This is a genomic window from Pelagibacterium sp. 26DY04 (assembly GCF_031202305.1).
Taxonomy (GTDB): domain Bacteria; phylum Pseudomonadota; class Alphaproteobacteria; order Rhizobiales; family Devosiaceae; genus Pelagibacterium.
This window is the reverse complement of sequence record NZ_CP101731.1, coordinates 2070883-2097071: the sequence shown is the minus strand read 5'-3', so window position 1 is coordinate 2097071 and position 26189 is coordinate 2070883. Positions and strand designations below refer to the sequence as shown.

Here is a 26189-nt window from a genome sequence, read left to right as displayed (position 1 = left end):
ACGATATTGAGCTTGTCTGCTGGACTGGCAAACGAGCCCATGCACTAGCGGACATGCTTCCGCTGTAGTCCCCCAAGCCCTCAACAGCGCGGCGGGAGCTTATACGGAGACCGCAGCCGTCCGCCCGGCGCTGCGGTCTCTTTTTGTTTGGCGGGATGGGCGGAGCCCACAGGATCGCGCATTAGTCGAATTCGACCAACGTTTTGGGATTGGCCTCGCCGTCATACTGGGCATCGACTTCATAGTGCTTTAGAATAAACCGCCCCAGGTCGAACTCCCAGGTTCCCGCCGAAAAGGCATCACCGAGTCCACGCCATAGGCCGTGGCTGGTTATGGTTCGGGTTTGCGGGTCGAACTCGGAATTGATCAGTACCAGTTGGGTGTCATAACCGGTCAGGGGAATGTCGAGCACCGCGCCTTCATAGTCGTCGTTCTCATAAATGACGTCGAAGTCAGGCACCGCGAAGGAGATGGGCAACGGGCCATCGTACTCGGTGTCCAAGTAGTAGATGTGGTTGAGGTTGTAGGCGCCGGCGCCGCAGAAAAATTTGTAGAGCGTCGTGGTTTCCGGTTCGTCGGAATACCCAGTCTCCCAGCTCAACTCCCAGCTTTCGTGCGGATTGTATTCAGCCGCGGCCGACTCTTCGTCCAAAAGGCATAATTGGTTGAAGGCTTGAGAGAAATGGGCGAAAGCGGCGCTTTCGGCAATGTCGCCGGCCTGCTGGGCCCATGCCGCGCCGGGCGCGAGGGCCAACGTAATGGTCAGAAGAGTGATAACCCGCATGTGGTGTCCTCCGTGCTGGCATCCCCAGAGTGCCGGAAAATACACCTGCTTCAAAGCCACAAGTTGACGATTGCGGACGGGTGCGGGGCGTGCTAACGATTGAATCGTTCGACAGGGGTGCTCCGTATGGCCGGGGCTGAGAGGACGGCGCCAAGCCTTCTAACCCTTTAGCTGATCTGGATAATACCAGCGGAGCGAGGCGAAGATGAAGTGCGGTGCACAGATCTCCCTTTACGTTATGGCGGATAATTTCGTCCGCGTCATTCTCTCTTCCATCGAAGCGATGGCTTCGTTTCGTGAGCGTTTGCGCATCGAAACCGACGATATCTCGACGCTGGTCGTGGGGCCGCCAGAGCTGATCTTTCCCACCATGCGTGAGATGTTTGTGGCTGCCGCGCGCAGCGGGCATCACGTGGCGATGCATGCAACCGTCTCCCGTGGATGCCCGGGTGAGCCGGACATGGAGATCTGTGAGCCGGCCGAACCCTCAGCCTTCGATACGGATCTCGAAGAACGCAAGCGCCGGGCGGCCCAAGCGGTCGCCGAGGCGCAGGAGACCGGCCAGCGCGCGGCGGTTCAATTCTCGCTCTATCCGCTCGGACCGGCCGAGTACATGGATGAGATCTACGGCTGCATCGATTTCCTCAAGGCTTCGCCCGTTTTCGACCGCGCCAAGAACTATTGCACGCGGCTGGCGGGCGATGCCGGACCGGTGTTCGAGGCTTTATCGCAGGCCTGGCTGAGCTTTGGCGACTCCAATGCCCATGTGGCGATCGACCTCACGGTTTCGGCCAATAGCCCGTCCAAGGGCGGCACGGCCTGATTTTCGGGCGGGGTGCTCGCCCGACCATTCCCTACATCGTCAAGCAAGGAGGGCACGAGATGTCCTATTCCACATCATCTTCGTCGTGGCGTTGGACGCTGCGTGAAACACTGGTTGTTGCCGTGCTGGGCGCGGCTTTCGCCGTGCTCTATCTCGCTTGGGTGCAGGTCTGGCTGGTGAGCCAGGCGGCGTTCGGGCCAGTGGCCATGGACGTTTTCATGGGCTTTTGGTTCTCCGCCTCCATCGTGGCCGCGGCCATCGTTCGCAAGCCTGGCGTAGCGTTCATGGCCGAAGTGCTGGCGGCGGGGGTGGAAATCCTGCTTGGCAGTCCGGCGGGGCTCGGGCTTTTGACCGCTGCAGTGGTGCAAGCGCTTGGAGCGGAACTCGTCTTTGCCGCCTTCGGCTGGCGGCATTACGGCCTGGTCGTCTTGATGCTGGCTGGGATCGGTGCAGCCATAACAAGCTTTGCCTACAATTGGATCCTGTTCGACTATGGTGCGCTCGAGCCTTGGCTGCTGGCGCTGATGTTTGGCATCCGGCTGCTGAGCGGTGCATTGCTGGCCGGCGTTGCTGGACACCTGATCGTCGAAGCTCTGTATCGAACAGGGGTTCTCAGGGGACTAAAGATCGATTTTGACCGTCGGGGGGCGGGCCTTGCGGCCCAGCCGGCCCAGTGACTCTCGCCCAATGGGACAGCGTGTCGATCCGCTACCCCTTCGCGCAAAGCGATGCTGTGGGGCCAGTCGATCTCTCGATCGCGCCGGGCGAGCGGGTTCTGCTGCTCGGTGCGTCGGGCTCGGGCAAATCCTCCTTGATGCTGGCGCTTACGGGGCTGATCCCAAGCGCTATTCCAGCAACTGTCGGCGGAGCGATTCGTCTCAATGGCGCTCTCGTTTCCAGCCGCAGTCCGGCACAATGGGCCGATACCGTCGCCCAATACTTCCAGAATGCCGACGAAACGCTTTGCGGGATGCGGGTGGGTGAGGAAATCGCCTTTGCCCTTGAGAACCGGGGTGTGCCGGCGGGCATCATCGAGCGCAAGATTGGAGAGGTGCTGGACCGCCTGGGACTGCCGCAAGAGTGGCTGGCTCGGCGTAGCGCGGCGATGTCTGGTGGGGAGCGGCAGCTTGTGGCACTGGCAGCGGTGATGGCACAGGAGGCTCCCATCCTCGTGGCGGACGAGCCCACCAGTCATCTCAGCTCGGTGGCAACACGGCGGGTGCACGAACTGCTGGCGAACCGGAGGGGTTTTGAGGGCGTGTTGGTGATCGACCACCGGCTCGACGGTCTGATCGATGCGATCGACCGCGTTGTGGTGTTGGGCGGGGAGGGCCGAGTTCTCGCCGATATGGCGCCAGGTCCGCTCTTTCGGGAGCATGGGAAGGATCTTGAGCGACAGGGTATCTGGCGACCCGCGTTTTCCGCACTCGACGATATGCTTGGCGCCGTGGGGCTAGCGAGCGAACACCCGCCGGTCCGCTTTGCCGATGTGGTCGAGCCGTTCAGCGCTGGACGCGGCAAGGGCGCCGCTCGTGAAGCGGCGCGGATGGTCGCGCGGCGGTTCGTGGAGCGCCGGATCAATCAGTCTTCGGCTGGCGGTGCTATCGTTGCTGCGTTGCATGAGGCAACCTGTGCGCCGCCAATGGGACGTGCAGTGCTCCATGATGTGTCGCTGGAAGTTCGCGCAGGCGAGGTGCTGGGCCTGCTCGGGCCCAACGGAGCTGGCAAGACCACCCTTGCGGCCAGCCTCGCAGGCGTGTTGCGGCTGCGCGCGGGCCGACGGTTCGGACCCATGGGTGCCATAGCATTCCAGAACCCCGAGGCGCAGCTTACCGCCGGTACGGTGCGAGAGGAGATACTTCGGGCTCAGGCCGATGCCGGCCGGCCCGAGGCTGACGCCGGAGCCGTGCTGGAGCGCTGGAATTTTATGCCGCTGGCCGACCGGCATCCATACGAATTGAGCTTTGGACAAAAGCGGCGGCTGGCACTGGCCGCGCTCGACGCCGGCGACCGCTGGCCATTGCTGATATTCGATGAGCCATTCTCCAGTCTCGATGCGGCAGGTGCCGATCAGGTCGCCCGGCATATCGAGACTTTGAAGGCTCGCGGCAAAGCGATCATGCTCATTACCCATGACATGGACATGGCGGTGCGGCTCTGCGATCGCGCGGCAGTGATTGCCAATGGAGCGATAGCGGCGGAGGGACGACCGATCGATCTGCTGAACGATCCCCAAATCATCGCGATAGCTGGGCTGGCGCGACCGAGCTTTGCTCCGGTGCTGGATTGGCTGGCAAGGGTCGAGCGGCCGTTGGCAGCTTGGGGATAAATCATGACGGTAGCTCAGGACATCTCCAAGGCGTCTCCTTTGAGGAGGCTTAATCCGCTCACCCTTTTTGCCGTGTGCCTTGCGTATCTCGCCGCGGCGGCGACATCGTTCGACGCTGGCTTTCAGATATCGGTGGTTGTTCTCGTTGCAGCAGTTCTCCTTGCCGTGCAGCGTGTGCCGCCGCTGCTCCTGCTCGTGCTGATGGTGCCATTCGTGTTGTTTGGCATGGGCTTTATCACCACCAATCTGCTGTTTCGCCGGGACAGCGATTTTGCCGTGCATCTGGCCGGGAGCGAGAGCGGGGCGGCCTTGTCGGCGGGGCTTACGCTGAGCCTCCGAGCCCTGGCGTGTGGTGCGGTCTCGATCCTTTTTGCGCTCAGTGTCGATCCAGGAGCTTTCGTAAGAGCGCTAATCGCTTATCTGCGCTTTCCCGCACGGCTCGGCTATGCGCTTTTCGTCGCCATGCAGCTCGTGCCCGACCTTCTGGCCGAGGCGGCGCATCTGCGGATGGCGCGGGCGATTCGGACCGGCAGGCCGGTGGGCAGAGTGCCAGGACCCAGCGAGATGGCGGGGCTGATGGTGCCGCTATTGGCCTTTGCCGTTCGCCGGGCCGGGCGGTCGGCGGTTGCCATGGAGGCGCGAGGGTTCGGAGCGCTTCCGGCACGCACCATGGTGGGCGTGCCGGGTTTCTCGTGGCGAGACGCGGCTTTCGGACTCACGAGCCTCGCTGTACTTGCCCCCCTGCTGGTGTTCTAGCCTTCCGCCTCGGAAGCGGCAGGGGCGGACCGTTCAGGCGCCCAGTCCGGACGCTGGGGGACCAGCGATTCAAGCTGGGTATCATCAAGGCTCGAAACAAAGGCTTCGAATGCCGGCTGAATTGCCTCAAGGGCGTCGGCACGGGCGGTGGTCATGGCGACAAGACCGGCATAACGGGCGATGAGATCGGTGTCGGACATTGCCTCGTCCGCGGCCGGGGCGAATTCTTCGCGCGCGGTGATAATCTCGGCCTGGGCATCGAGGGCAGCCAACCGCAGATCCTCGAGCAGCGTCTGCTGATCTTCCGTGAGGTCAAGTCGGTGGGTGAGGCGGACGGCGGCGACGTCGATAGATTCGGCATTGCCGGAGAGGAACATGCCGAACAAGCCCCCATGCATTCCGAAACCGGGCACGGGGCCGGGGCGGAAGCTTCGGGCCTCGCCGCCGGGGACGCGCTGGATCACATGCTGACCGCCGCCGAAGGGCTGCGCGAAGGCTGGCGCCAGGCTGGTCGCGCCGATGGAGGCGGCGGTAAACGCAACAAGGGCTGCTTTGCTGATGGGTTTCATGATGTCTGTCTCCGTTGCTGAGCGGCGTAAATGCCGCCGACGCATTGGAGATTAGAGAAGCTCACCTCACGCCAAGCTGTCCGGGCCATGAAATGTTGGACAGGATGGTAAGATGAAGAAGAAAGGACCGGGCTATTGCCCGGTCCGTAAAGCCCTCAGTTGGCCCATTCGCCCTTGCGGAAGACGGGGATGCGCTCGCCGTCCTGGGTGATGCCGTCGATATCCATCTCGCCCGAACCGATCATCCAGTCGATATGGATGAGACTGGAATTGCCGCCCTTGTTGGCGACCTCGTCTTCGCTGAGCTTGTCGCCATCAACGAAGCATTCGGTGTAGCACTGGCCCATGGCGATGTGGCAGGCGGCGTTTTCGTCGAACAAGGTGTTGTAGAAGAGAATGCCAGACTGCGAGATGGGCGATGAATGCGGCACCAGGGCAACTTCGCCCAGGCGGCGGCCGCCTTCGTCGGTATCGAGAACCTTGTTCCAGACTTCCTCGCCCTTGGAAGCGCGAACTTCGACGGCGACGCCGTCCTTGAAGATCATTTCGATGTCTTCGATCACCGTGCCGTTGTGGGAGAGCGGCTTGGTGGAGCGCACATGGCCATTGACGCGGCGTGCGTGGGGCGTGGTGAAGACTTCTTCGGTCGGGATGTTGGGATTGCAGGTGATGCCGTTCTTTGCCAGCGAGGCGCCGCCGGCCCATTCATGATCGTCGGCGAGGCCCACGATCAGGTCTGTGCCCGGAGCGGTGAAATGGAGGTCGCGGAACTTCATCTGGTTGAGCCAATCGCGGCGGGCGTGGATGTTGGCATTGTGCGCCTTCCACGCTGCGATGGGATCGGCCTGATCCACCCGCGAGGCGGCAAAAATCGCATCGGCGAGCCTGGCGACGGCTTCGTCGTCACCCAGGTCGGGGAAGACGAGCTTGGCCCATTTGGTGCCGGGATAGGCGACAATGTTCCAGTTGGTTTCAAAACCGGTGATCTTCTTGATGGCAGGCTTATAGGCCTTTGAATTGGCGCGCTGGGCGCGGGAGACCTTTTCGGGGTCCTGCTCGGCCAACAGCATGGGATTGTCGCCGGCAATCGCCAGGCGCGCGGTGTTGGAGCTGAATGCTTTGGCCATGCCCTCATAGAGCCAATCGGCGGCGTGATCGAAGGCGTCGTCATTGCCGTATTTGTAGCGGGCGAGCGTGGTTTCCTCGTCCGAATAGATGGTGGTGACGAGGCCAGCGCCAGCCTTATAGGCGTGCTCGGTAATCTTGCGCACGAGAGGAAGGGCCGAGAGCGGGGCAGTCATGATGAGGTCCTGGCCCGCCCTCAAACCAAGTCCGGTATGAACGGCGACCTGGGCGAGCTTATCGAGCTTTTCCTCATTGACGGGCGCATTTGCGCGTGAGTCGGACATGATGGGTCTCTTTTGTTTTTAAGAGGTGACTCAGGGGTGAGAAGAAAGCCTAGCGGTTTGACAGACAGCGCGAAAGAGTGTTCTGGGCAGCCATGGACAAACGCATAGCGATCATCGGCGGTGGACCCGCAGGGTTGATGGCTGCCGAGGTGATTTCGGCGGCTGGGTACGCCGTAACCGTCTATGAAGGGATGCCGACGGTCGGGCGCAAATTCCTGATGGCGGGAAAGTCGGGGCTCAACCTGACCCATGCGGAGCCGATGGACAATTTTCTCGGGCGGTTCGGGGAGGCGCGAGGGCGACTGGAGCCGGCCCTGAGGGCGTTTGGCAACGAGCAGGTTCGGGCCTGGACCGCAGGGTTGGGCGTTGAAACCTTCGTGGGGTCTTCCGGCCGGGTATTTCCCAAGGCGATGAAGGGCTCTCCCCTGTTGCGATCGTGGCTCAAGCGGCTGGCGGAGCAAGGCGTCCAAATTCTCACGCGCCACAGGTGGAGGGGCTTTGATGGAGATGGCTTCGTGTTCGAGACGCCGGCCGGAGACAAATGCGAAACCTTCGATGCGGTGGTCTTGGCATTAGGCGGAGCGAGTTGGCCTCGGCTGGGGTCTGATGCCAGTTGGGTGCCTTGGCTGGAGGAGCGGGGCATCGGCGTCGAAAAGCTCCGGCCGGCCAATTGTGGGTTCGACGTCAAGTGGAGCGAGCACTTTATCGAGCGGTTTGCTGGAGCGCCGGTCAAATCCGTCACCGCAGATGGCCAGAGCGGCGAGTTTGTTATTTCCCGACACGGAATTGAGGGAAGCCTTGTCTATGCCCAATCTGCCAGGTTGCGGGACGCGTTGGAGTGTGGACCGGCGGCCTTCGTGATCGATCTGGCGCCGGGGCGAACTCTCGCGCGATTGGAGCAAGATCTGGCGCGGCAGCCGTCGAAGGCAAGCTTTTCAAATCGCATGCGCAAGGGGGCCGGACTCGATGGGGTCAAGGCAGGGCTGGTGCGTGAGTTCACCAGCGAGGCAGAGCGCGGCGAGGCGAGGGTAATGGCCAGAGCGATAAAGGCGCTGGCAATTCCGCTTGTTCGGCCACGACCGATCGCCGAGGCGATTTCGGCTGCCGGGGGTCTCCGCTGGAGCGAGGTCGATTCGCACCTGATGCTTTCGCGTTTGCCCGGTGTCTTCGTGGCTGGAGAAATGCTCGATTGGGAGGCGCCGACCGGCGGCTACCTGCTCACTGCCTGCCTTGCCACCGGCCGGTTGGCCGGGGCAGGTGCTTTAGCGCATTTAAAAAGCGCGGTCGGCGCCCCAGGCAGAAAAGGGCGTTAGGCCTCTTATTGGTATCCGCCGACCGCCGGCTGGAGCGAAGCCAAATCGTATTCGGCAAGCAGGGCCTCGATGGTGCCGTCCTCCGCCATGGCACCGATAGCTTCATCGACGATGGTCCGCAGATAGGAATTGCGGGCCAGCATCAGCCCGCCAATGTTCACGTTGGCGGCGATCTGCGCGTCGAGCTGCCGGATGAACAGTTCACCTTCGATCTCGGTCTCGCGCTGGTACTCCACAAGACTCGGCCCGTAGACGACCATGCCGGCGATCGTGTCATCGAAAACCCGGGTGATCATCAGCTCTGTGTCGCCATAAGGCAGCGGCTGCCATTGCTGATCCTGGGGCAGGGTGGCCCTATAGCGCATCAGTGCCGTGAAGCCATAGGAGCCAACAAGTGCGCCGATGCGTTGGCCGCCCGGAATGTCGTCGAGCGACTCGATCTCGGTATCGGCGACGGCAAGAACATAGGGAAAGCCGACATAGGGGCGGGTCGTGGTGAACTCGACCGGGTACATGTCCGATCCTAGCCCCATGCCAAGCATGATGTCGCAGTCATTGGTGAGCGAAATGAAAAGATCTTCCGCGGCGTACTCGCCGCCGATGCCGTAGGCGGCACCCAAGGTCAGGAATTCGGCGCTGACCAACAGGCTGTCGGCGATGGCCTGCGCGACGGCCTGATCGAATTCGAAGGCGGGGGAGGTTTCGTATTGGCAGAAGCGAATGACGTTGCCCGTGCTCAGGCGCCAGGATTCAAGCAACGAGGTATCGACATTCTGGCTGACCTGCGCGGGTGCGCTGGTGGCCGAGATGGTGGCCAGGAGAACGGCGGCGGTGGATTTTGCGGCGTGCGACCAGAAAGCGGCGTTGGGCAGGGCAGGCATGGAATAACTCACTGGTATGGTGGTTGACCGGTTCTTTGCGACCGGTGTGGGTAGAAACAACGCCCCGGGAATGGGTTCCCGGGGCGCCATAGTCGTGTGACCTGGAGATTATTCCTGGTCGGGCAGACGGTACACGTGGATCGCGTTACCACCCATGCGCGGCGAAGCCAGGCCGGGGGTCAGAGCCGCGTGAGTCTGGTTGGACTGACCGGAGGCAACGACCAGGTACTGAACGCCATCGACCTCGTAGGTCACCGGCGAACCACCGATCGGAGCAGCCAGGCGTTCCTGCCAGAGCACTTCACCGGTCTCGTCGTTCATCGCCTTGATGTAGCGGTCGGCGTCACCCACGAAGATCAGGCCGCCACCGGTGGCCAGGATCGAGGAGGTGAAGCGCGGACCCTGCTGGACTTCGAAGCCATCCGAACCATCAGCGGCATTGAGCGCGTGCAGAGCGCCAACGCCTTCCGCGCCCGGAGCCAGGCTTTCGCCGAAGGTCTGGAACAGACCCATGGACGTGCCGGGGGCAGCCTCTGCGAATTTACGCGCAGCGCTGGTCTGGCAGGTGTTGGCAGCCGGCAGATAGAACAGGCCCGAATCGGGGCTGTATGCGGTTGCCTGCCACAGACGACCACCAGGGATGGCCGGGCAGAAGGTGAACGACTCACCGAATTCGGTCGGGATGACCTCTTCGTTGAGGCTCACAGTGCCGGTTTCCGGATCGATGTCGGACACCACGTTCTGGTAGATGGTCTCTTCAGCCCAGATGAATTCGCCGGTCGCGGCGTCCAGGCCCCAGGTGATGCCGTTCTTGCCCGGAGTGGTGACGACCATCTTGCGGGTTTCACCGTTCACTTCGGCGTCGACGATCATACGCTCGAACGGGGAGTCCAGGTCCCAGTTGTCGCGCGGCAGGTGCTGATAGTACCACACCAGTTCGCCCGTATCGGCTTCGAGAGCCAGGGTGGCGTTGGTGTAGAGCACGTCGCCGTCGCCGGTGCCGCGGGTGATTTCCGCGTAGGGGAGCGGAATCGCGGTGCCGAAGAAGGTCATATCCAGTTCCGGATCGTACGAACCGGTGGCCCAGATGGAACCACCCCAGCGGTTTTCAGGCGGAACGCCGTTCCAGCTTGCATCCACGTCGGGGTTGTTGGGATCAGCCAACGTGTTGAAACGCCAGAGTTCTTCACCGTTGGTGGCATCGTGAGCGGTGATGTAGCAAGCGCCGGCGGTGCCCACGATGGAGCAGCCCGAAGTGCCGGTGAAGATCTTGCCATCAGCGATCAACGGGCCGGCGGTGAAGCTGTAGCCCTTTTCCCAATCGTTGACCTGAACTTCCCATTCGACCTGACCGGTCAGGGCGTTCAGCGACACGAGCTTGGCGTCGACCGTGGTCAGAATGACGCTGTCCTCATAGAGGGCAACGGAGTTCTTCTGACGCATGGCCTGGTTGTTGTGGTAGCCGCCGGTGAATTCGGGGCGGCTGTGGGTGTAGGACCAGATCAGGTCGCCGGTAACCGCGTCGAGAGCTTCGACGTAGTTGTTGTTGGTGGCAACGAACATGATGCCGTCGTGAATGATCGGCACGACTTCCTGCTGGCCAGCTTCGCCCAGAGCCCAGCTCCAGACCGGTTCGAGATCGGCGACGTTGTCGCGGTTGATCTGATCAAGCGGGCTGTGGCCCCAGTTGTTGACCGTACGACGCCACTGCAGCCAGTCGGCCGGATTGGGATCAAGAAGCATCTCGTCGGTGACGGGGGTGTATTCACCCTCCCACTCGGAGACCTGGGTGACGATCGAAGGCGGCACGGCCTGGGCAGCAGGAGCCGCGGCTTCTTCAGCCGGAGCTTCTTCGGCCGCGGGCTCTTCAGCCGGAGCTTCTTCTGCTGCAGGCTCTTCAGCCGGAGCTTCCTCAGCGGCAGGTTCCTCGGCAGCCGCATCATCGCCAGCCGGGGCGGCCTCGATGGCGCGCGGGTCGATCTGAGCGAGGATTTCGGGATCTGCGGGGAGCTCTTCGGTGCCGATGGGGTAGCCGTTCTCGTTCAGCAGATATGCGACGATATCGGCGTATTGCTGAGCCGGCAGGCTGCCGGGAGCATTGGCCGGCATGGCCGACGAGATGAAGCTATAGAACAGGGAAGCGTCGGGGTAACCGGCGATCGATTCGACTATGTCCTGTCCGTGGCAGGTGGAGCACTGCTGGGCATAGGTTGTCGCACCGCGCGCGACCTGCTCCTCAGTGGTATATTCCTGAGAGAGAGCTGCTCCTCCGGCCAATGACGCAAGCGTCAAGGCGGTTCCAGAGAGCAGCAGGCGCATCGCGCCACGACCCTTCCGGTTGTTAAAGGCGTTGAGTTCGCCAGTCACTTTTCTTTCTCCTTCGTGAAAAGGTTATGTCTCCCAAGCAAGCACCGTCAAAATGGGGGTAACGAGGCTTGTGCAGCGAAATGCGCTCCATCCTGTCGCTTCGGCCATAGACCAACATGCGGCGGCGGAAGCTTCTTGGGTAAGCCTCCGAGAACACGCTAACATGACAGTTTGGACTTTGGCACCGCTGGCGCGCGTTTTCTATAGCCCAAAGCAAAAATATGATGATTGGACCCAGCCTGCTGGGGTTTTCGTTAACGCATTTTGGCGCTAACCGGAGGTGGTGAACAGAACGCGCCGGAGGTTGCCGATGAACCCCTTTATCGATTTTTCCTTCCAGCGCATCCTTTATCAAGCCGTCGCGGCGGTGGTGATCATCGCGACCCACGGGTTTTTTCTTGCGTTGGCGGCGCGGCTTCTGGGCGACAAAGGCCCCGAACATGACGGGCGGCTGAGCCTCAACCCGTTCAGCCATCTCGATCCGCTCGGCGGGCTGACCCTGGTGTTCACGCAATTCGGCTGGGTCAAGCCGCTGGCGATCGAGCGGGAATCGCTGGCCGGACGCGCGGCAGGGCCGCTGCTGGTGGCATTGATCGCGCTCGCCGGATCGCTGGCGCTGGGTTGGGTGCTCTGGCAGATACGGCCCCTTGCCTATTCGGTTCTGACCGGTGGCGCGGTCGGGGTTACCGTCGTCGGGCTGCTCGAGATGACGGCACGGGTGTCGTTATCCTTCGTGCTGCTCAATCTCGTCCCGATCTTGCCGCTAACGGCGGGGCACCTGCTGATCGGGATCGCGCCCAAGGCTGCCGAGGCGCTCAACCGCTTCAGGCTGCTTATCGGAGCGGCGATCGCCGCGTTGATTCTGTTGGGGCTCAGTAGCGGGCTGGGCGTGACGATGCTGGGGATATCGAGCGCTTTCTACGGCTGATAACCGGTCGATTCCGATTCACGGGTTCAAAGACGCACGCAAGCATCCGACGGCCATGGGCCTCGGTTGATGATGGACGGCATGGGGCGATGAACGCCTCGTGCTGTATTTGTTAGTATGAAGCGATCATCGCCCCATGCGTCCGGGATTTTGGGCTTATGGCGGCTTCTCGGGCTGGGGGTTGTTGGGAAGCCACCGTTGCCGATGATTTCCCGCTGCCCCTCCGGGTTTCCCCGGTTCGACGTGGGAGTGATTGGATTGGTGGTCCGCTCACACCTTTTATCCACATCCGGCCATCTGTCCGCTTTGGGCCTTCCCCACGGCGACCCGTGAGGAACCCGAACCGATCCCGCCCAAACGTTCGTAGCGCTTGCGTCCATATGCGCGGGGGTCGTGAGGCGACAATAACGGCGGTTTGGAAAGCGGGGATAAGTTTTTGCGCCGAATGCGGCGTCAGCCGAAGCGGCTCCAGAGGTTTTCAAGAAGTTCGGGATTGCTCCAGAGCAGCCAGGCGCCGCCGACAAGCGCCAAGATGATGGCGATGCCGAACAGTTTGCGCATCATGGCAAAGACAAGCCACAGGACCACGAGGGCTGCCAGGGCGTAGATCAGGATGGTGGGGTTGTCGGTCGGAATGGGCGGACCTCCGGAATCAGTGCATGCCAAGTCTCTGACGCTTTCAGCAAACGTGGAAGCCACTCAGCTGAAAGCGCTATAGAAAACACATGACGCCCGGAGAGGGCGGCTTTTTCATGTCGGGTGGCCGTCGTGCCGTGCCCTCGAGGCTTCAGGCTCAATCCAGAGCGGCACGATAGATGGAAAGCACGTCCTCGGTGCTCATGACGCGGGGATTGTTGTCCATGAGGCGTCGGATGGCGTGGGCTTCGTCGGCCCATTGCGGTAGCTCGTCGGCCGTGGCTCCGTGCCGGGCGAGAGCCATTTCGACGCCGAGATCGCGGCAATAGTCATGAGCGGCGGCCAGCACGGCCTGTGTGCTTTCATCGCCAGGAAGGCCGAGCCGGGCGAGGATCTCGCGGGTCTTTTCCGGCCGGGCAGGGGCGTTGAACGCGAGAACGTGAGGGAAGACAATGGCGTTGGCCAGGCCATGCGGCAGCTTGAGGCGCGTGCCGAGCGGGTAGGCCAAAGCGTGTCCGGCGGCGGTGTTGACGGGGCCGAGGCAGATGCCACCATAGTAGGACGCGAGCATCATGCCGGCCCGCGCCTCGACATCTGCACCATTGGCGACGGCGCGCTTGAGGTATCGCCCAACAAGTTCGATGCCCAGCCTTGCATAACCATCGATAAGCGGGTGCGCCTTTATGTTGGTGAAGGCTTCCACGCAATGGGCCAGGGCGTCGATGCCCGTCGCGGCGGTAACCGGGGCAGGAACCGAATAGGTAAGCTCGGGGTCGAGCACCGCCATGTCGGCCAGCATGTGCTCGCTTTCCACGGCCAGCTTGGCGAGCGTTTCCGGATCGGTGACCAGTGCGCGGGTGCCCGCTTCCGAGCCGGTGCCCGATGTGGTGGGAACCTGGACCAGACCAGTGCGGCGGCCCTTCACCTTGCCGACCCCGACCACCTCGGAGATCGTCTGCTCGCTGTCCCAGAGCACGGCGACGAGCTTGGCGACGTCCATGGCCGATCCGCCACCCAAGCCGATCACCAGATCGGGCTTGAACGCCCGCGCCGCATCGAGCACGGCCTCGACCGAAGGCAGGTCGGGCTCGGGCGGCAGGTCGATATAGGTCTCGACGGTTCCGTTAAGTCCGATCCGGTCGACAAAGGGCGCGGTCGGCCCCATCGCGACGACGAAGACTCGGTCGTAACGGTTGGCGAAGGTCCCGAGCCGCGCGATCGCGCCGGCCCCGATCTCCAGTTTGCCCGGCTGCGCTATGGTGATCGGCCGGGCCATTGAAAGGACGGGCTCAGTCATTTTCGATAGCCTCGAGTTCTTCCATCCGTCGCCAGACCGTTTCGATCTCGTCCGGCCCGAGTTCGACCAGGGGCGGGCGCACGCGCGTCCAGCCGTCATGGTTCCGTCGCCGGGCCAGCATTGCCTTGACGGTCGGAAGCTGCACATAAGCGTTGGAGAGATTGCGCCAGGCATCGATACGCTCCTGAGCACGATCCACCTCGCCAGTACGGGCCGGATCGAACCAGTTGTCGAAAACCAAGCGCAGATGATGGGCGATGAGGTTCGAGCTTGACGTGATGCAGCCGGCGCCACCGGACCGGAGCAGGGGCAGCATGAACGGATCGGCTCCCGAGAAGACGGAGAAATCGCGGAAGGTGCTGGCAAAACCCTGCATGCTCTCGAGCTTGCCCGAGCTGTCCTTGATGCCCACGACGATACCGGGGAAATGCTCGACCAGACGAGCAACCAATTCCATCGACAGCCCGACCTGGGCGATGGGTGGAATGTGGTAGAGGACGATCCGCAGATCGTTGCTGCCCACCTTTTCGATGAGCTCGGCATAAAAGCGGAACAGGCCCTCGTCGCTCACGCCCTTGTAGTAGAAGGGCGGCAACACCACGCAGGCAGCAACGCCGCATTCGACGGCGTGCCGGGTGAGGGTCACGCTGTCGGCGACATTCGTCTGCGAGGTTCCCGGCATGAGGCGCCGGGGATCGACGCCCGCGACGATGAGATCGTCGAGCAAAGCCTGCCGTTGCGCAATGGAAAACGAATTGGCCTCCCCGGTGGTCCCCAGCAGCGCAATGCCGTCGCAGCCTTCCTCCAGCAGGGCCTTGCAGTGGCTGGCAAAGATGGGGTGATCGGGCTCACCGCTATCGAGGATCGGCGTGGCGGCGGCGCAGAACACGCCGCTGATGGGAAGGTCGCGGGCAGGGTTCATCGTGCTCTCCCAGCTGCCAGCTTGCGCGCATAAGCTATGGCGGCGTTCATGTTGGTGTGGTTGGCCTTGCCGGTGCCGGCGATGTCGAAGGCCGTGCCGTGATCGACGGACGTGCGGTCGATGGGCAGGCCGAGCGAGACATTGACCGCCGTATCGAAGGCGACCAGCTTTATGGGGATATGGCCCTGGTCGTGATATTGCGCGACCACCAGATCGAAGGCGCCGTTATAGGCGCGGTAGTAGACTGTATCCGCCGAGATGGGGCCGGCCACATCGATCCCCTCGGCTCGCGCCATCTCGACGGCCGGGACGATCTGTTCGTCATCTTCGGTTCCGAACAGGCCGTTCTCGCCGCAATGGGGATTGATCCCGGCCACTGCGATGCGCGGCTTTTTGTAGCCGATCCGCTTGAGATGATCGTTGCCCGCGCGGATGGTGGCGAGGATGCGTTCGGGCGTCGCCCGGTCGATCGCCGTCTTGAGCGAAACGTGGGTCGAGACGTGGATCACCTTGAGCCGCTCGGACGCCAGCAGCATGAAGGCCGAACGCTGACCGGTCAGCGCGGCCAGCATGCCGGTATGGCCGTCATAGTGGTGTCCGGCCAGGTTGAGCGCTTCCTTGTTGATCGGAGCTGTCACGATGCAGCCGATCTTGTCGGCGCTGGCATCCGAGACGGCGCTGGCAATGAAGCGGTAAGCGGCATCGCCGGCGCGCGCATCGAGCTTGCCCCAGGGCAGAACGCCCCCATCGATCTCGATATCAGCGACCAGCGGATCGAGATCGAGCGAAAGGCCCGAGCTTTCGAGAGCCTTTTCCAAAGTCTGGCGGTGACCGTAGATGCGGGTGCGCGCCCGGTCGGCCTCGCTCATCTCGGCGATGGCCCTGACGGTGATTTCCGGCCCGACGCCCGCCGGATCGCCCATTGTGATGCCGATCGTATCGCTCACGCTTCTTCTCCGTCGATCCAGCCCTGGGGGAGGCGGACATATTTGATTGCACGCCGGAAGTAGGTGTAGGCGAGGTGAAGCGCGCCATCATCTCCTTCGAGCAGATAAGGATAGGACAGCTCCTTGTTGCGGCCGTCTTCCGAATTGTTGGAAAGGCACGTGCCGGGGCTGTCGTCGACGATCCGGCGCTGTGGGAAGGTCCGGCCCTCGTCGGTCGAAATGCACAGGGTCAGCGGGGCGCGCGGCACGCCCCAGATCGGCTCGCAGCCGCCGGTGGCGTCGGGTCGGTCGTCGCCCTCCTCGATTTCGTCGTAGAGCGAGGCGCGCCGGTCCGTCGAGGTGGCCGCCGAGACGGGATTGCAGATCATGGCAAGGCGGCCGTCGGCGAGCCGGACCACGTTGATCGAGGAGTTGTTGTTGGGCACGTCCGTGGGCTCAGGGGGCGACCAGGTCACCCCGCCATCTTCGCTGACCGAACGGTGGACGAAATCGGACTGCCGGCGGCGATAGAAGGCGACCATGCGCTCGCCATCGAGCGGAACGATGGTCATGTGCACCGATCCGATGGAGCCCGGCACCTCCTGGAGCGACCACGTTTCTCCGTCGTCATGGCTCACACCGACGGCCGCCGTGTCGTGGCTGCCCGTCCAGCGTTGGCCGGGACGGGAAACGCAACGGAAGATCGGCATCATCCATGCCCCGTCCGTCCGGCGCACGAAGCGCCCGCGGATGAAGCAGCCGAGCGGCAGATCGATGGTGCGCGGCGCATCGGCGGTCAGGCGTCCGCCGGTCAGCGAGATATTGCGCGCGCGCAGCAGGCATTCGTCCTGATTGCCGGCGGGTTGGGCGGTGTGGAAGAGCTGCCAGCCGCGCCCGTTATGGGCGAGCACGGGATTTTGCTCGGAACGATCGAGGTCGTCGGAAAGCTGGATCGGGGCGCTCCATTGATCGGCACCGGGCGCGAGCGTGCTGCCGAAGATCGAGATATCCGATTTGCCTTCCAGCGTTCCACCGAACCAGAGGCAGGCGAGCGTCCCGTCATCCAGGCGCTCGATGAAGGCGGCGTGATTCTGAACCATGGGCGAGGGCAAGAACGCCTCCACGCGGCCTGATTTCCCTGGTGTCAGCCGCCCCGTCATGGCTGTGGCAATATCGTCCGGAGACATGGTCCCTCCCACTTCGCGTGCCTTTACCTTCACCGTGTTAGCAATGTTGTCAAGTTATTCATGTCCCATAATTTGTAATGAGAATTTTCATATATGAAAAAAATACAAATGAAAACAATTAGATAGATAGGCAAAAATCTCGGTTTGCGATGACATCTCGAATTTTAGTTTGACAACTATGGCGGCGGAGTTGGATAGTGGTGCGGGTTCGGCTGTCGAGCCGGGTCACGTTATCGCCGCTGGGCGCTCGGGCAGCGCCGTCCAGCCGCTACAGGACGCTGCCAAGGGAGGAAGCATTGACTCTGAGATATCTGATTGCCGGCGCTTTGCTTACGTCGACCGCCGTGAGCCCCGCGCTTGCGCAGGACAATACCGACATCACCGTGGTGCTCAGCGAGGAGCTCGATCTTGTCGAGCCCTGCATGGCGACCCGTTCCAACATCGGCCGCGTCATCATGCAGAATATCAGCGAGACGCTCACCCAGCTCGACGTGCGGGGCGATGCGGGGCTGATGCCAAGGTTGGCTGAAAGCTGGGAAGATCTCGGGGAGGGCACCTGGCGCTTCAACCTGCGCCCGGACGTCTCGTTCTCGGACGGCACGAGCTTTGATGCCGCCGACGTTGAACACTCCTTTGCGCGCGTGTTCTCCGATCAGATCACCTGCGAGAGTGCCCGCTATTTCGCCGATACCGAACTCAGCTTCGAGGTCGTCGATGACCTGACGATCGATATCACGGCCGAGCCGGCCCAGCCGATCCTGCCGCTGCTGATGACGCTGGTGACCATCGTGCCGTCGGAAACGCCGATGGAGTTTGTCGACGAACCGATCGGTACCGGACCTTACGTGCTTTCCGATCGGGCTATCGGCCAATACATCCAGCTTGACCGCCGCGACGACTATTGGGGCGAGCAGCCGGAAGTGACTTCGGCCCGCTACGTCTTCCGCAGCGAGGCTGCCGTGCGCGCCGCCATGGTGGAAACCGGGGAGGCCGATATCGCGCCCCAGATCACCGAACTGGAAGCCACTAACCCGGCGACCGACTTCAGCTATCCCAATTCCGAAACCGTCTATCTGCGGATCGATAGCGCCGACGCGCCCACCAGCGATCTTCGCGTCCGCCAGGCGCTGAACCATGCGATCGATCGCGAGGCGTTTATCGGAACGCTTTTGGCCGAAGGCACCGACCTTGCCGTGGCCATCGTTCCGCCGACCACGCTCGGCTGGAACGGCGATCTCGTGCCGCATGCCTTCGATCCCGACCTGGCGCGCCAGCTCCTGGCCGAAGCGGAGGCCGATGGGGTCGATGTGAGCTTGCCCATCGAGATCATCGCGCGGACCGAGAACTTTCCCAACGTGGCTGAAGTTGCCGAAGCGCTGACCCAGATGCTGACCGATGTCGGGTTCAACGCGACCCTGCGCATGGTGGAAGTGGCCGAGCACGAGCAGTATTACTCCAAGCCCTATCCGGAAAGCGAAGGCACGCGCCTGATCCTTGCCCAGCACGATAACAGCCGCGGTGATCCGGTGTTCTCGGCCGCCTTCAAATATCACAGCGAAGGCACCCAGTCGGGCATTGCCGATCCAGAGGTGGATGACCTGATCGAACGCGCAACGGCCGCGACCGGAGACGAGCGTTCCGCGCTCTGGTCCGAGCTCTTCGCGGTGGTCCATGACGAGCTTTATGCCGACGTGCTCCTGTTCCACATGGTCGGGCACAGCCGGGTGAGCGAACGGTTGGATTTCCGTCCCACCATTGCCACCAACTCGCAGCTCCAGCTCTCCGAGATCGGCTTCAACTAGAGCCCTGACGAAGCATTGACGGGCGGCGTCGGAGAGCCGGCGCCGCCCTTTTCGAAAACGGATCGGTGACACCCATGATCAAACTGGTCGGCCAGAGAGCGATTGCCAGCTTCTTTTCGCTGATTGTCCTCATGGTGATGGTCTTCTTTCTCTCGCGCCTGACGGGTGATCCGGCGGCGCTGTTTCTTCCGATCGACGCGACCGAGGAGATGAAGCAGCAGTTCCGCGCGCTTCACGGATTGGATCGTCCGGTCATCGAGCAGTTCAGTATGTATGTCATGGACGTGCTCCGGCTCGATCTCGGGGAGTCGCTGCGCCAGGCCCGGCCTGCCATCGATGTGGTGCTGGAGGCCTATGCCTGGACGCTGCCGCTGGCCCTGATCACCATGACCCTGGTGGTCGCCGCCGCCATCGTTCTGGGCGCCATCGCCGCCTTCAATGTGGGCGGCATCATCGATCGTGGCATTTCGGTCGTTTCGCTGATCGGGGCTTCGGCGCCCGATTTCTGGATCGCCATTGTCGCCATCGTGCTTTTCGCCATCAATCTGGGCTGGCTGCCCACATCGGGGGTGGGAACGCCCTGGCACTGGATCATGCCCGTCGCGGTGCTGTTCATCCGCCCGTTCGGGCTGATCGTGCAGGTGGTGCGGGGCTCCATGCTGTCCGCGCTTGCGGCCCCCTACGTCAAGACGGCGCGTGCCAAGGGCGTCAAGAACCGCCCCATCATCTTCGTACACACCCTGCGCAACGCCATGCTGCCGGTCATCACCGTAATCGGCGATCAGGCGGCGGCGCTGCTCAACGGCGCGGTGATCGTGGAAACGATCTTCGGATTTCCCGGCGTCGGCAAGCTGATGATCGATTCCATCCTGCAGCGCGATTTCAACGTGGTCATGGCCGCAATCCTCGTCACCGCCATCGCCATTTTCATCATGAACATCCTGATCGACATCGCCTATTCGATCCTCGATCCGCGCATCCGGCAGTAAGGAGCGCCCCGATGACCGACACATCTCTCACGTCAGCTTCGCCTGCCAAGCCCTCGGGCAAGGGCAGGGCGCTTCTTTCCATGCTGTGGAGGGACAAGCTGGCCTTTGCTTCGGCGGTGGTGTTGCTCATCATCATCGCCTGCGCGGTTTTCGGCCCGCCGCTCCTCGGAGAGCTGGCGACCGACCAGAACCTGCGCGGACGCAACAGCCCGCCGTTCGATCTCTCACGCGGCTGGATTTTCGTGCTCGGCGGCGACACGCTGGGCCGGCCGATGCTGGCCCGTCTGATCGTCGCGGCGCAAAGCACGATGATGGTTGCCGCCGGCGCCGTGCTTTCCGCCCTGACAGTGGGGGCGCTGTTCGGGCTGATCGCCGGCTATATGGGCAAGACCGTTTCGCAGGTCATCATGCGGCTTGCGGACGTCATCATGTCCTTCCCCTCGCTGCTGCTTGCCGTGGTGGTGCTCTATGTTCTCGGGCCTTCGATCCCCAACATGATCCTGGTGCTCGCAATCACCCGCATTCCCATCTATCTGCGCACCACGCGCGCCGAAGTGCTCGAAGTGCGCGAACGCATGTTCGTGCAGGCGGCGGTGGTGATGGGCGCCTCCCACTGGCGCATCATTTTCCGCCATATCCTGCCGATCATCGCCCCGACGCTGATTACCATCGCGACGCTTGATTTCGCCTTCGTCATGCTGGCCGAATCCTCGCTCTCGTTCCTGGGTATCGGCATTCAGCCGCCCAACATCACCTGGGGCCTAATGGTCAGCCAGGGGCGGCCCTATCTCAACTCGGCCTGGTGGCTGGCCTTCTGGCCGGGGCTGATGATCGTCATCACCGCCCTGGCGCTCAACCTGCTCTCCAACTGGATGCGTATCGCGCTCGATCCGGCCCAGCGCTGGCGTCTTGAAAGCCGAAAGGACAGGACATGACTCAAGCCCTGCTCGCCGTCCGCAACCTGTCGGTTGATTTTCACACCGCGCGCGGGACGGTGCATGCCGTGCGCAATGTCTCCTGGTCGGTGGATCGCGGAGAGACGCTGGCCATCCTCGGAGAGAGCGGATCGGGCAAATCGGTGTCCGCATCGGCGGTCATGAACCTGCTCGATATCCCGCCTGCCGAGGTGGTGAGCGGGGAGGTGATGTTCGAGGGCAAGGACCTGCTCAAGGTCAGCTATGAGGAGCACCGGGCGCTCAATGGCAAGCGGATCGCGATGATCTTCCAGGATCCGCTGGGACACCTCAATCCGGTCTATACGGTGGGTTGGCAGATCATCGAGATGATGACGGCCCATGGCCGTCCGCTCGAGATGGCTCGCGCGCGGGCTCTGGAACTGGTGACGCGGGTGGGACTGCCCGAACCGGAAAAGGCGCTGAGGAAGTATCCGCACGAGTTCTCGGGCGGACAGCGCCAGCGCCTGATGATCGCCATGGCGCTGATGCTTAAGCCAGACATCTTGATCGCCGACGAGCCCACCACGGCGCTCGATGTCACGATACAGGCCGAGGTGCTGACGCTGCTGAAGGAGTTGCAGGCCGAAACAGGTATGGGGCTCGTGCTCATCACCCACGATCTGGGCGTGGTCGCCGAAATCGCGGACCGGGTGATCGTGATGAACGAGGGGGAGATCGTCGAGCGGGGAACTGCCCGCGAGGTTTATCACAATCCACAGCACCCCTATACGCGCAAACTCATCGGCGCCGCGCCGGGCAAGGGCGAGATCAAGCAGCCGGCAAAAGAGGCGCCGGTTCTGCTCGAGGTGACCGATCTTGCCAAGACCTATGGCAATTTCACGGCGCTAAACGGGGTTTCCTTTTCGCTGGCACGCGGGCAGAGCCTCGCCGTGGTCGGCGAGAGCGGATCGGGCAAATCGACCCTGGCGCGCACCATTCTGCGCCTCGAAAAAGCCGATAGCGGAAAGGCGCTGTGGAAGGGCAGGGACCTCATCATCATGCCGGCACGCGAATTGCTCGCCGTGCGCCGTGACATCCAGATGGTGTTTCAGGACCCCACGCAGTCGCTCAATCCGCGCATGTCGGTCTATCAGCTCATATCCGAGGCCTGGGACATTCACCGCTTGATGCCGGACCGCAAGGCGCGTCGCGCCCGGGTGGCCGAACTGCTCGAACAGGTCGGCCTGTTACCTGAGCACGCCCACCGTTATCCGCATCAATTCTCGGGTGGCCAGCGCCAGCGCATCGCCATCGCCCGGGCACTCGCTTTCGAACCTGAGCTGATTATCTGTGACGAGGCGGTGTCCGCCCTCGACGTTTCGGTCCAGGCCCAGGTGATGGCGCTGCTCGACGGTTTGCGGGAAAAGCTCGGCATCTCCTATCTCTTCATTGCCCATGATCTTGGCGTTGTGCGGGATTTCGCCGATATGGTGCTGGTGATGAAATCGGGGGAGATCGTGGAACGCGGTCCCACCGAGCAGGTCTTCAACGCCCCCCGGCACCCCTATACGCAAAAGCTCCTGGCGGCCAATCTCGACCCCGATCCGGATGTCCAGGCCCAAAGACGGCTCGTGGCGGCCACTTCCGCATGACGGAACTGGCGATCATCGCTGACGATCTCTCGGGCGCGCTGGATTCCGCCGCGCCCTTTGCCGCGTGCGGCCATCGCACGATTGTCGCCCTATCGCCGGCGGCTTTGGGAAAGGCCATAGACACGGGCGCCAGGGTCGTCGCGGTCTCAACCGATAGCCGCGACGTCGCGCCCGCAGAGGCGTGCGAAAGGACAGCGGCGGCGTGGCGGGCGTTTCCGAGGGGCACTAAGGCCTTCAAGAAGATCGACTCGCGCCTCAAGGGCAATCTGGTGGCCGAACTCGATGCGCTTACCTTCAGCAAGGCGCTCGTCGTTCCCGCCATTCCGGCCTTCGGGCGCTGGGTGCGCGATGGCAAGCTGGGCGGGTTTGGCGTCGATGCACCCATCGACGTCGCCGGCCGCCTGGGCCATCATACGGCGCGCGCGATCATTCCCGATGCCGCAACGCAGGACGATATCCATGCCGCTTTGCAGCGAGGCGGCTACGATCTGCTTGTCGGCGCGAGGGCGCTCGCTGAAGCGCAGGCTGAGCGCATGGGGATTGGAGGCCGGGGCGCGGGCAAGGTCATGCATGGTGGACCGGTCCTGGTGGTGATCGGATCGACGGACCCCATCACGCTCGAACAGGTCGACCATCTGCGTCGGGCTTTTCCCGATATCGCCTATTTTCCCGCACCCAATGGCCTGGTGCCCGATGGGGCGAGGTTGAGTGACGCGATCACCGTCATCCAAGCGACGCCTGGGTCGCAGCGAGCCGATGCGGGCACAGTTTCGGAAAATCTCGCAAGGGCCGTCGCGACGCTCGATCCACCGGACAATGCGCTGCTCGTCGTTTCCGGCGGTGCGACGGCTCAGGCCGTGCTCGATTTTATCGGCATCGATCTGCTTGAGGTGCTCGGTGAAGTGGTGCCGGGGCTTCCACTTGCCGTTGCCGGCCGCTTCAAGCTAATCACCAAATCCGGCGGCTTCGGCGGGCCGGATGCATTTGTGGATGTCCTCAACCGTCAGGGGATGGGGACAATGGTAGGTGGCGCATGACTTTATCGAATGGTCTTAACGTTCGCCGCACCCTTTCGGATACGGTGTTCGAGCGTATCCAAAAGGCGATCAAATCGGGCGCTTATGGCGTGGACGAACGCCTGCCGACCGAGCATGCCCTTGCCGCCGAGTTCCAGGTTTCCCGACCGGTGATCCGAGACGCATTGCAGCGGCTGCGCGATCAGGGTCTGATCTATTCCCGTCGCGGCGCGGGGAGCTTCGTGCGCGAGCAGGGCATTCGCGAGCCCTTGGGGTTCGGGCAGATGGAAAACCTGTCGGACCTGCAGCATTGCTATGACTTCCGTCTCACAATAGAGCCCGAGGCCGCCGCCATGGCTGCCGAGCGGCGCACCGAAGAGGCGCTGGGCAAGATCAGGACGGCGCTGAGCCTTCTGCGTGACGCTACCAATCGCCGGGCCCACCGGGTCGACGCCGATTTCATGTTCCACCTCAGCATCGCCCAGGCGTCGGCCAATCCGTACTTCGCGACCGCCATGCAGGCGCTCGAAGATCACATCGCCGTGGGCATGCGATTCCACGGCCTGTCGCTCAAGAGCACCAATGACGGGCTGGAGCACGTATTCGTGGAGCACACGGCGGTCTATGAAGCCATTTCCAACCGCGACGCCGCCCGTGCACGGGACCAGATGCGCCAGCACATCGCGGGCTCGCGGGATCGTCTTTTGTCCCCACGCGGCACCACTGCTATTTGACGGGCGGTCGCCGCGCCAGGCTCTGCCGGCCCTACTGAAACAGTGACGGCAGCCAGAGGGCCGTAGCGGGAATGTAGCTGACGATCAGAAGGACGGCGATCGCGGCGAAGTAGAAGGGCCAGATCGATTTTATCGCGTCCCAGATGCGGATACCGCCCACGGCACAGCCAACGAACAGGACCGATCCCACGGGCGGGGTGCATAGCCCGATGCCCAGGTTGAGAACCATGATCACCCCGAAATGGACAGGATCGACACCATAGGCGACGGCGACAGGCAGGAAGATGGGGGTGGTGATGATGATCAGGGGCGACATGTCCATGAAAGTGCCCAGGAACAGCAGCAGCACGTTGATGAGCAGGAGGACGATGATGGGATTGTCCGAAATCGCCTGCATGAATTCGATCAGGTGGGTGGGGACACGCGTGTAGGCGAGGAGCCAGCCGAAGGTTGCGGCGCTGCCGATGACGAGCAGCACCATGGCCGTGGTGCGGACGGCGCCGAGGGTGGCGGCGACGAAGTCGCGCCAGCTCATGGAGCGGTAGATCAGCAGCGTCACGAGGAAGGCGTAGATGATGGCGATGCACGAGCTTTCGGTGGCGGTGAAAACGCCCGAGCGCACGCCGCCGAAGATGATGCCGATGAGGATCAGGCCGGGGATGGCGGCGAGGAGCAGTTGCAGCACCACGCGCAGGCCGGCGAATTTTTCCGTTGGATAGCCGCGGCGGACGGCGACGACATAAGCGGTGGACATCAGCGCGATCGTCAACAGCAGGCCCGGAATAATGCCGGCGGTGAAGAGGTCTGCGATCGAAATGCGGCCGCCCGCCGAGATGGAATAGATGATCATGTTGTGAGAAGGCGGGATCATCAGTGCGATCACGGCCGAGGTGACGGTGATGTTGACGGCGTAATCAACCCCGTAGCCGCGTTGTTTCATCTGCGGAATCATCAATCCGCCAATGGCTGAAGCGTCGGCGATGGCCGAGCCGGAAATGCCGCCGAACATGGTCGAGGCGGCGATGTTGACCTGACCAAGCCCACCACGCAGATGCCCGACAACCGAGCCAGCCAGCGCCACTAATCGCGCCGCGATGCCGCCGCGCACCATCAGATCCCCTGCGTAGATGAAGAAGGGGATGGCCATCAGCGAATAGACCGAGACGCCCGAATGGAGGCGCTGGAAGACGACGACGGGCGGCAAGCCCATGAAAAGGATAGTGGCGAAGGAGGCAACGCCTAAGCAAAAGGCGATGGGAGTGCCGATCAGGAGCAGGACGACGAAAGTGCCGAAGAGGACGAGCAATTCCATCGCTCAGTTCTCCACGGCTTCTGCGAGGGCGGCATCGCCATCGGGGTCGAGACCGGCGAAGCGCTGTAGCAGGCGTTCGATAGTGAACAGGCAGATCAGGACGCCGCCGGTGATGATGGGCAGGAAGCTCATGAAGCCGGGCAGTCCCAGCGTGGGGATAGCGACCGACCAGTTGAGCGCGGCGAGCTGGCCGCCATAGACCACCATGCCGAACCCGAAGGCGAAGACGACGACATCGGAGATGGTGCGCAGCACCGATTTGGCGCGCAGGGGGACGAAATAGAGCAGCACGTCGAAGCCCAAATGGTAGCGCTCGCGGACGCCGACGGCGGCGCCCAGGAATATGAACCAGGCCATGAGCATGATCGAGAGGGCTTCGGTGTAGCGCGGCGTGGAGCCCAGGACGTAGCGGCCATAGACCTGCCAAGCGACGGCGACGGTCATGGCGACCAGCCCGATGCCGGCGACCCAGAGCGCGAGGGTGGCGAGGCGGGAGAAAACGGCGCTAAGGCGGGTAAGCATCGTGTTCATCGATCATCCGTGAGCGGATTTGGGGCTGCCGGAAGCCAGGTGAGGGGCTGGCGCTGCTATTCCGGGATTTGTCCCGAGGCGGCGGCTCCACGAGGCTGACCGGCTTCGGAGGGCAGGGAGCGCGGCCTTG

The 26189-nt window shown here is 62.7% G+C and carries 24 protein-coding genes and 1 riboswitch; of the genes, 12 read left to right on the top strand and 12 right to left on the bottom strand.

Translation table 11 applies throughout. The features are described from left to right. Positions 1–181: 181 nt before the first annotated feature. Positions 182–784, bottom strand: a complete 603-nt coding sequence (locus NO932_RS10220; protein WP_309207286.1) for a DUF1176 domain-containing protein — start codon at positions 782–784, stop codon at positions 182–184. Positions 785–887: 103 nt separating this feature from the next. Next, positions 888–999, top strand: a riboswitch (TPP riboswitch). On the opposite strand from NO932_RS10220, the gene NO932_RS10215 reads away from it, so the two are divergent. The 4 genes from NO932_RS10215 (at position 990) to NO932_RS10200 (ending at position 4692) form a co-directional block, all read left to right on the top strand. Continuing rightward, positions 990–1607, top strand: coding sequence for a YkoF family thiamine/hydroxymethylpyrimidine-binding protein (locus NO932_RS10215; protein WP_309207285.1), 618 nt, complete (start codon positions 990–992; stop codon positions 1605–1607). Its footprint overlaps the riboswitch before it by 10 nt. A 59-nt stretch (positions 1608–1666) precedes the next feature. After that, positions 1667–2284 carry an ECF transporter S component gene (locus NO932_RS10210; protein ID WP_309207283.1) on the top strand — a complete coding sequence of 206 codons (618 nt, stop codon included), beginning with the start codon at positions 1667–1669 and terminating at the stop codon, positions 2282–2284. 20 nt (positions 2285–2304) lie between these two features. Continuing rightward, positions 2305–3936: an ATP-binding cassette domain-containing protein gene (locus tag NO932_RS10205; RefSeq protein ID WP_309207282.1), complete on the top strand. Its 1632-nt coding sequence runs from the start codon at positions 2305–2307 to the stop codon at positions 3934–3936. A gap of 3 nt (positions 3937–3939) precedes the next feature. Continuing rightward, on the top strand, positions 3940–4692 hold the full coding sequence (locus tag NO932_RS10200) for an energy-coupling factor transporter transmembrane component T (RefSeq protein WP_309207281.1): 753 nt from the start codon (positions 3940–3942) through the stop codon (positions 4690–4692). Here NO932_RS10200 and NO932_RS10195 read toward each other — a convergent pair. Both NO932_RS10195 and NO932_RS10190 read right to left on the bottom strand, forming a co-directional pair. Then, on the bottom strand, positions 4689–5261 hold the full coding sequence (locus tag NO932_RS10195) for a Spy/CpxP family protein refolding chaperone (RefSeq protein ID WP_309207280.1): 573 nt from the start codon (positions 5259–5261) through the stop codon (positions 4689–4691). The two genes, NO932_RS10200 and NO932_RS10195, sit on opposite strands and share 4 nt — an antisense overlap. A gap of 155 nt (positions 5262–5416) precedes the next feature. After that, the gene (locus NO932_RS10190; RefSeq protein ID WP_309207279.1) at positions 5417–6670 is read right to left on the bottom strand and encodes an aminopeptidase; all 1254 of its coding nucleotides are present in this window, start codon (positions 6668–6670) and stop codon (positions 5417–5419) included. A gap of 92 nt (positions 6671–6762) precedes the next feature. Here NO932_RS10190 and NO932_RS10185 point away from each other — a divergent pair, with 92 nt between their 5' ends. Further along, a complete protein-coding gene (locus NO932_RS10185; protein WP_309207278.1) occupies positions 6763–7983 on the top strand; it encodes a TIGR03862 family flavoprotein in 1221 nt (406 codons plus the stop codon). 5 nt (positions 7984–7988) lie between these two features. Here NO932_RS10185 and NO932_RS10180 read toward each other — a convergent pair whose 3' ends face one another. Together NO932_RS10180 and NO932_RS10175 are read right to left on the bottom strand one after the other, a co-directional pair. Further along, complete coding sequence (locus NO932_RS10180; RefSeq protein WP_309207277.1) at positions 7989–8864, bottom strand: transporter substrate-binding domain-containing protein; 876 nt, start codon at positions 8862–8864, stop codon at positions 7989–7991. A gap of 108 nt (positions 8865–8972) precedes the next feature. After that, positions 8973–11231, bottom strand: a complete 2259-nt coding sequence (locus tag NO932_RS10175; protein WP_309207276.1) for a PQQ-binding-like beta-propeller repeat protein — start codon at positions 11229–11231, stop codon at positions 8973–8975. Between the two features lie 310 nt (positions 11232–11541). Between NO932_RS10175 and NO932_RS10170 the strand changes: the two genes are divergently transcribed. Then, complete coding sequence (locus NO932_RS10170; protein WP_309207275.1) at positions 11542–12159, top strand: hypothetical protein; 618 nt, start codon at positions 11542–11544, stop codon at positions 12157–12159. A gap of 453 nt (positions 12160–12612) precedes the next feature. On the opposite strand, the gene NO932_RS10165 is transcribed toward NO932_RS10170, so the two are convergent. The 5 genes from NO932_RS10165 to NO932_RS10145 all read right to left on the bottom strand — a co-directional run bounded on the left by NO932_RS10165 (position 12613) and on the right by NO932_RS10145 (position 17127). Next, positions 12613–12825, bottom strand: coding sequence for a hypothetical protein (locus tag NO932_RS10165; protein ID WP_309161095.1), 213 nt, complete (start codon positions 12823–12825; stop codon positions 12613–12615). A 127-nt stretch (positions 12826–12952) separates the two neighbouring features. After that, positions 12953–14092 (bottom strand): iron-containing alcohol dehydrogenase, encoded by a 1140-nt coding sequence (locus NO932_RS10160; RefSeq protein ID WP_309207274.1) that lies wholly within the window; start codon positions 14090–14092, stop codon positions 12953–12955. Further along, the gene (locus tag NO932_RS10155) at positions 14085–15014 is read right to left on the bottom strand and encodes a dihydrodipicolinate synthase family protein (protein ID WP_309207273.1); all 930 of its coding nucleotides are present in this window, start codon (positions 15012–15014) and stop codon (positions 14085–14087) included. Before NO932_RS10155 ends, NO932_RS10160 begins: the two co-directional genes overlap by 8 nt. Further along, positions 15011–15961, bottom strand: coding sequence for a 4-hydroxythreonine-4-phosphate dehydrogenase PdxA (gene pdxA, locus NO932_RS10150; RefSeq protein ID WP_309207272.1), 951 nt, complete (start codon positions 15959–15961; stop codon positions 15011–15013). The genes NO932_RS10155 and pdxA overlap by 4 nt, the downstream gene beginning before the upstream one ends. Beyond that, on the bottom strand, positions 15958–17127 hold the full coding sequence (locus NO932_RS10145) for an exo-alpha-sialidase (RefSeq protein ID WP_309207271.1): 1170 nt from the start codon (positions 17125–17127) through the stop codon (positions 15958–15960). Before NO932_RS10145 ends, pdxA begins: the two co-directional genes overlap by 4 nt. Positions 17128–17423: 296 nt before the next feature. On the opposite strand from NO932_RS10145, the gene NO932_RS10140 reads away from it, so the two are divergent. The 6 genes from NO932_RS10140 (at position 17424) to NO932_RS10115 (ending at position 24216) form a co-directional block, all read left to right on the top strand. Then, the gene (locus NO932_RS10140) at positions 17424–18929 is read left to right on the top strand and encodes an ABC transporter substrate-binding protein (RefSeq protein ID WP_309207270.1); all 1506 of its coding nucleotides are present in this window, start codon (positions 17424–17426) and stop codon (positions 18927–18929) included. A 74-nt stretch (positions 18930–19003) separates the two neighbouring features. Continuing rightward, positions 19004–19918 (top strand): ABC transporter permease, encoded by a 915-nt coding sequence (locus NO932_RS10135; RefSeq protein WP_309207269.1) that lies wholly within the window; start codon positions 19004–19006, stop codon positions 19916–19918. Positions 19919–19929: 11 nt separating this feature from the next. Beyond that, the gene (locus NO932_RS10130) at positions 19930–20853 is read left to right on the top strand and encodes an ABC transporter permease (RefSeq protein ID WP_309207268.1); all 924 of its coding nucleotides are present in this window, start codon (positions 19930–19932) and stop codon (positions 20851–20853) included. After that, positions 20850–22466, top strand: a complete 1617-nt coding sequence (locus tag NO932_RS10125) for an ABC transporter ATP-binding protein (RefSeq protein WP_309207267.1) — start codon at positions 20850–20852, stop codon at positions 22464–22466. The genes NO932_RS10130 and NO932_RS10125 overlap by 4 nt, the downstream gene beginning before the upstream one ends. Beyond that, positions 22463–23503, top strand: a complete 1041-nt coding sequence (locus NO932_RS10120) for a four-carbon acid sugar kinase family protein (protein WP_309207265.1) — start codon at positions 22463–22465, stop codon at positions 23501–23503. The genes NO932_RS10125 and NO932_RS10120 overlap by 4 nt, the downstream gene beginning before the upstream one ends. Continuing rightward, positions 23500–24216 (top strand): FadR/GntR family transcriptional regulator, encoded by a 717-nt coding sequence (locus NO932_RS10115; RefSeq protein WP_309207264.1) that lies wholly within the window; start codon positions 23500–23502, stop codon positions 24214–24216. Before NO932_RS10120 ends, NO932_RS10115 begins: the two co-directional genes overlap by 4 nt. A 31-nt stretch (positions 24217–24247) precedes the next feature. Here the strand turns inward: NO932_RS10115 and NO932_RS10110 are convergent, their stop codons facing one another. After that, positions 24248–25528 carry a TRAP transporter large permease gene (locus tag NO932_RS10110; protein ID WP_309207263.1) on the bottom strand — a complete coding sequence of 427 codons (1281 nt, stop codon included), beginning with the start codon at positions 25526–25528 and terminating at the stop codon, positions 24248–24250. Between the two features lie 3 nt (positions 25529–25531). Next, a complete protein-coding gene (locus NO932_RS10105; protein ID WP_309207262.1) occupies positions 25532–26059 on the bottom strand; it encodes a TRAP transporter small permease in 528 nt (175 codons plus the stop codon). Positions 26060–26189: the final 130 nt, after the last annotated feature.

What these genes read in the sequence shown, in the direction of transcription:
- NO932_RS10180 (WP_309207277.1), bottom strand. Translation starts at nt 8,864, where the DNA reads ATGCCTGCCCTGCCCAACGCCGCTTTCTGGTCGCACGCCGCAAAATCC.
- NO932_RS10120 (WP_309207265.1), top strand. Translation starts at nt 22,463, where the DNA reads ATGACGGAACTGGCGATCATCGCTGACGATCTCTCGGGCGCGCTGGAT.
- NO932_RS10215 (WP_309207285.1), top strand. Translation starts at nt 990, where the DNA reads ATGAAGTGCGGTGCACAGATCTCCCTTTACGTTATGGCGGATAATTTC.
- NO932_RS10210 (WP_309207283.1), top strand. Translation starts at nt 1,667, where the DNA reads ATGTCCTATTCCACATCATCTTCGTCGTGGCGTTGGACGCTGCGTGAA.
- NO932_RS10145 (WP_309207271.1), bottom strand. Translation starts at nt 17,127, where the DNA reads ATGTCTCCGGACGATATTGCCACAGCCATGACGGGGCGGCTGACACCA.
- NO932_RS10155 (WP_309207273.1), bottom strand. Translation starts at nt 15,014, where the DNA reads ATGAACCCTGCCCGCGACCTTCCCATCAGCGGCGTGTTCTGCGCCGCC.
- NO932_RS10130 (WP_309207268.1), top strand. Translation starts at nt 19,930, where the DNA reads ATGACCGACACATCTCTCACGTCAGCTTCGCCTGCCAAGCCCTCGGGC.
- NO932_RS10220 (WP_309207286.1), bottom strand. Translation starts at nt 784, where the DNA reads ATGCGGGTTATCACTCTTCTGACCATTACGTTGGCCCTCGCGCCCGGC.
- NO932_RS10135 (WP_309207269.1), top strand. Translation starts at nt 19,004, where the DNA reads ATGATCAAACTGGTCGGCCAGAGAGCGATTGCCAGCTTCTTTTCGCTG.
- NO932_RS10170 (WP_309207275.1), top strand. Translation starts at nt 11,542, where the DNA reads ATGAACCCCTTTATCGATTTTTCCTTCCAGCGCATCCTTTATCAAGCC.
- NO932_RS10160 (WP_309207274.1), bottom strand. Translation starts at nt 14,092, where the DNA reads ATGACTGAGCCCGTCCTTTCAATGGCCCGGCCGATCACCATAGCGCAG.
- NO932_RS10200 (WP_309207281.1), top strand. Translation starts at nt 3,940, where the DNA reads ATGACGGTAGCTCAGGACATCTCCAAGGCGTCTCCTTTGAGGAGGCTT.
- NO932_RS10125 (WP_309207267.1), top strand. Translation starts at nt 20,850, where the DNA reads ATGACTCAAGCCCTGCTCGCCGTCCGCAACCTGTCGGTTGATTTTCAC.
- NO932_RS10195 (WP_309207280.1), bottom strand. Translation starts at nt 5,261, where the DNA reads ATGAAACCCATCAGCAAAGCAGCCCTTGTTGCGTTTACCGCCGCCTCC.
- NO932_RS10190 (WP_309207279.1), bottom strand. Translation starts at nt 6,670, where the DNA reads ATGTCCGACTCACGCGCAAATGCGCCCGTCAATGAGGAAAAGCTCGAT.
- NO932_RS10110 (WP_309207263.1), bottom strand. Translation starts at nt 25,528, where the DNA reads ATGGAATTGCTCGTCCTCTTCGGCACTTTCGTCGTCCTGCTCCTGATC.
- NO932_RS10185 (WP_309207278.1), top strand. Translation starts at nt 6,763, where the DNA reads ATGGACAAACGCATAGCGATCATCGGCGGTGGACCCGCAGGGTTGATG.
- NO932_RS10115 (WP_309207264.1), top strand. Translation starts at nt 23,500, where the DNA reads ATGACTTTATCGAATGGTCTTAACGTTCGCCGCACCCTTTCGGATACG.
- NO932_RS10105 (WP_309207262.1), bottom strand. Translation starts at nt 26,059, where the DNA reads ATGAACACGATGCTTACCCGCCTTAGCGCCGTTTTCTCCCGCCTCGCC.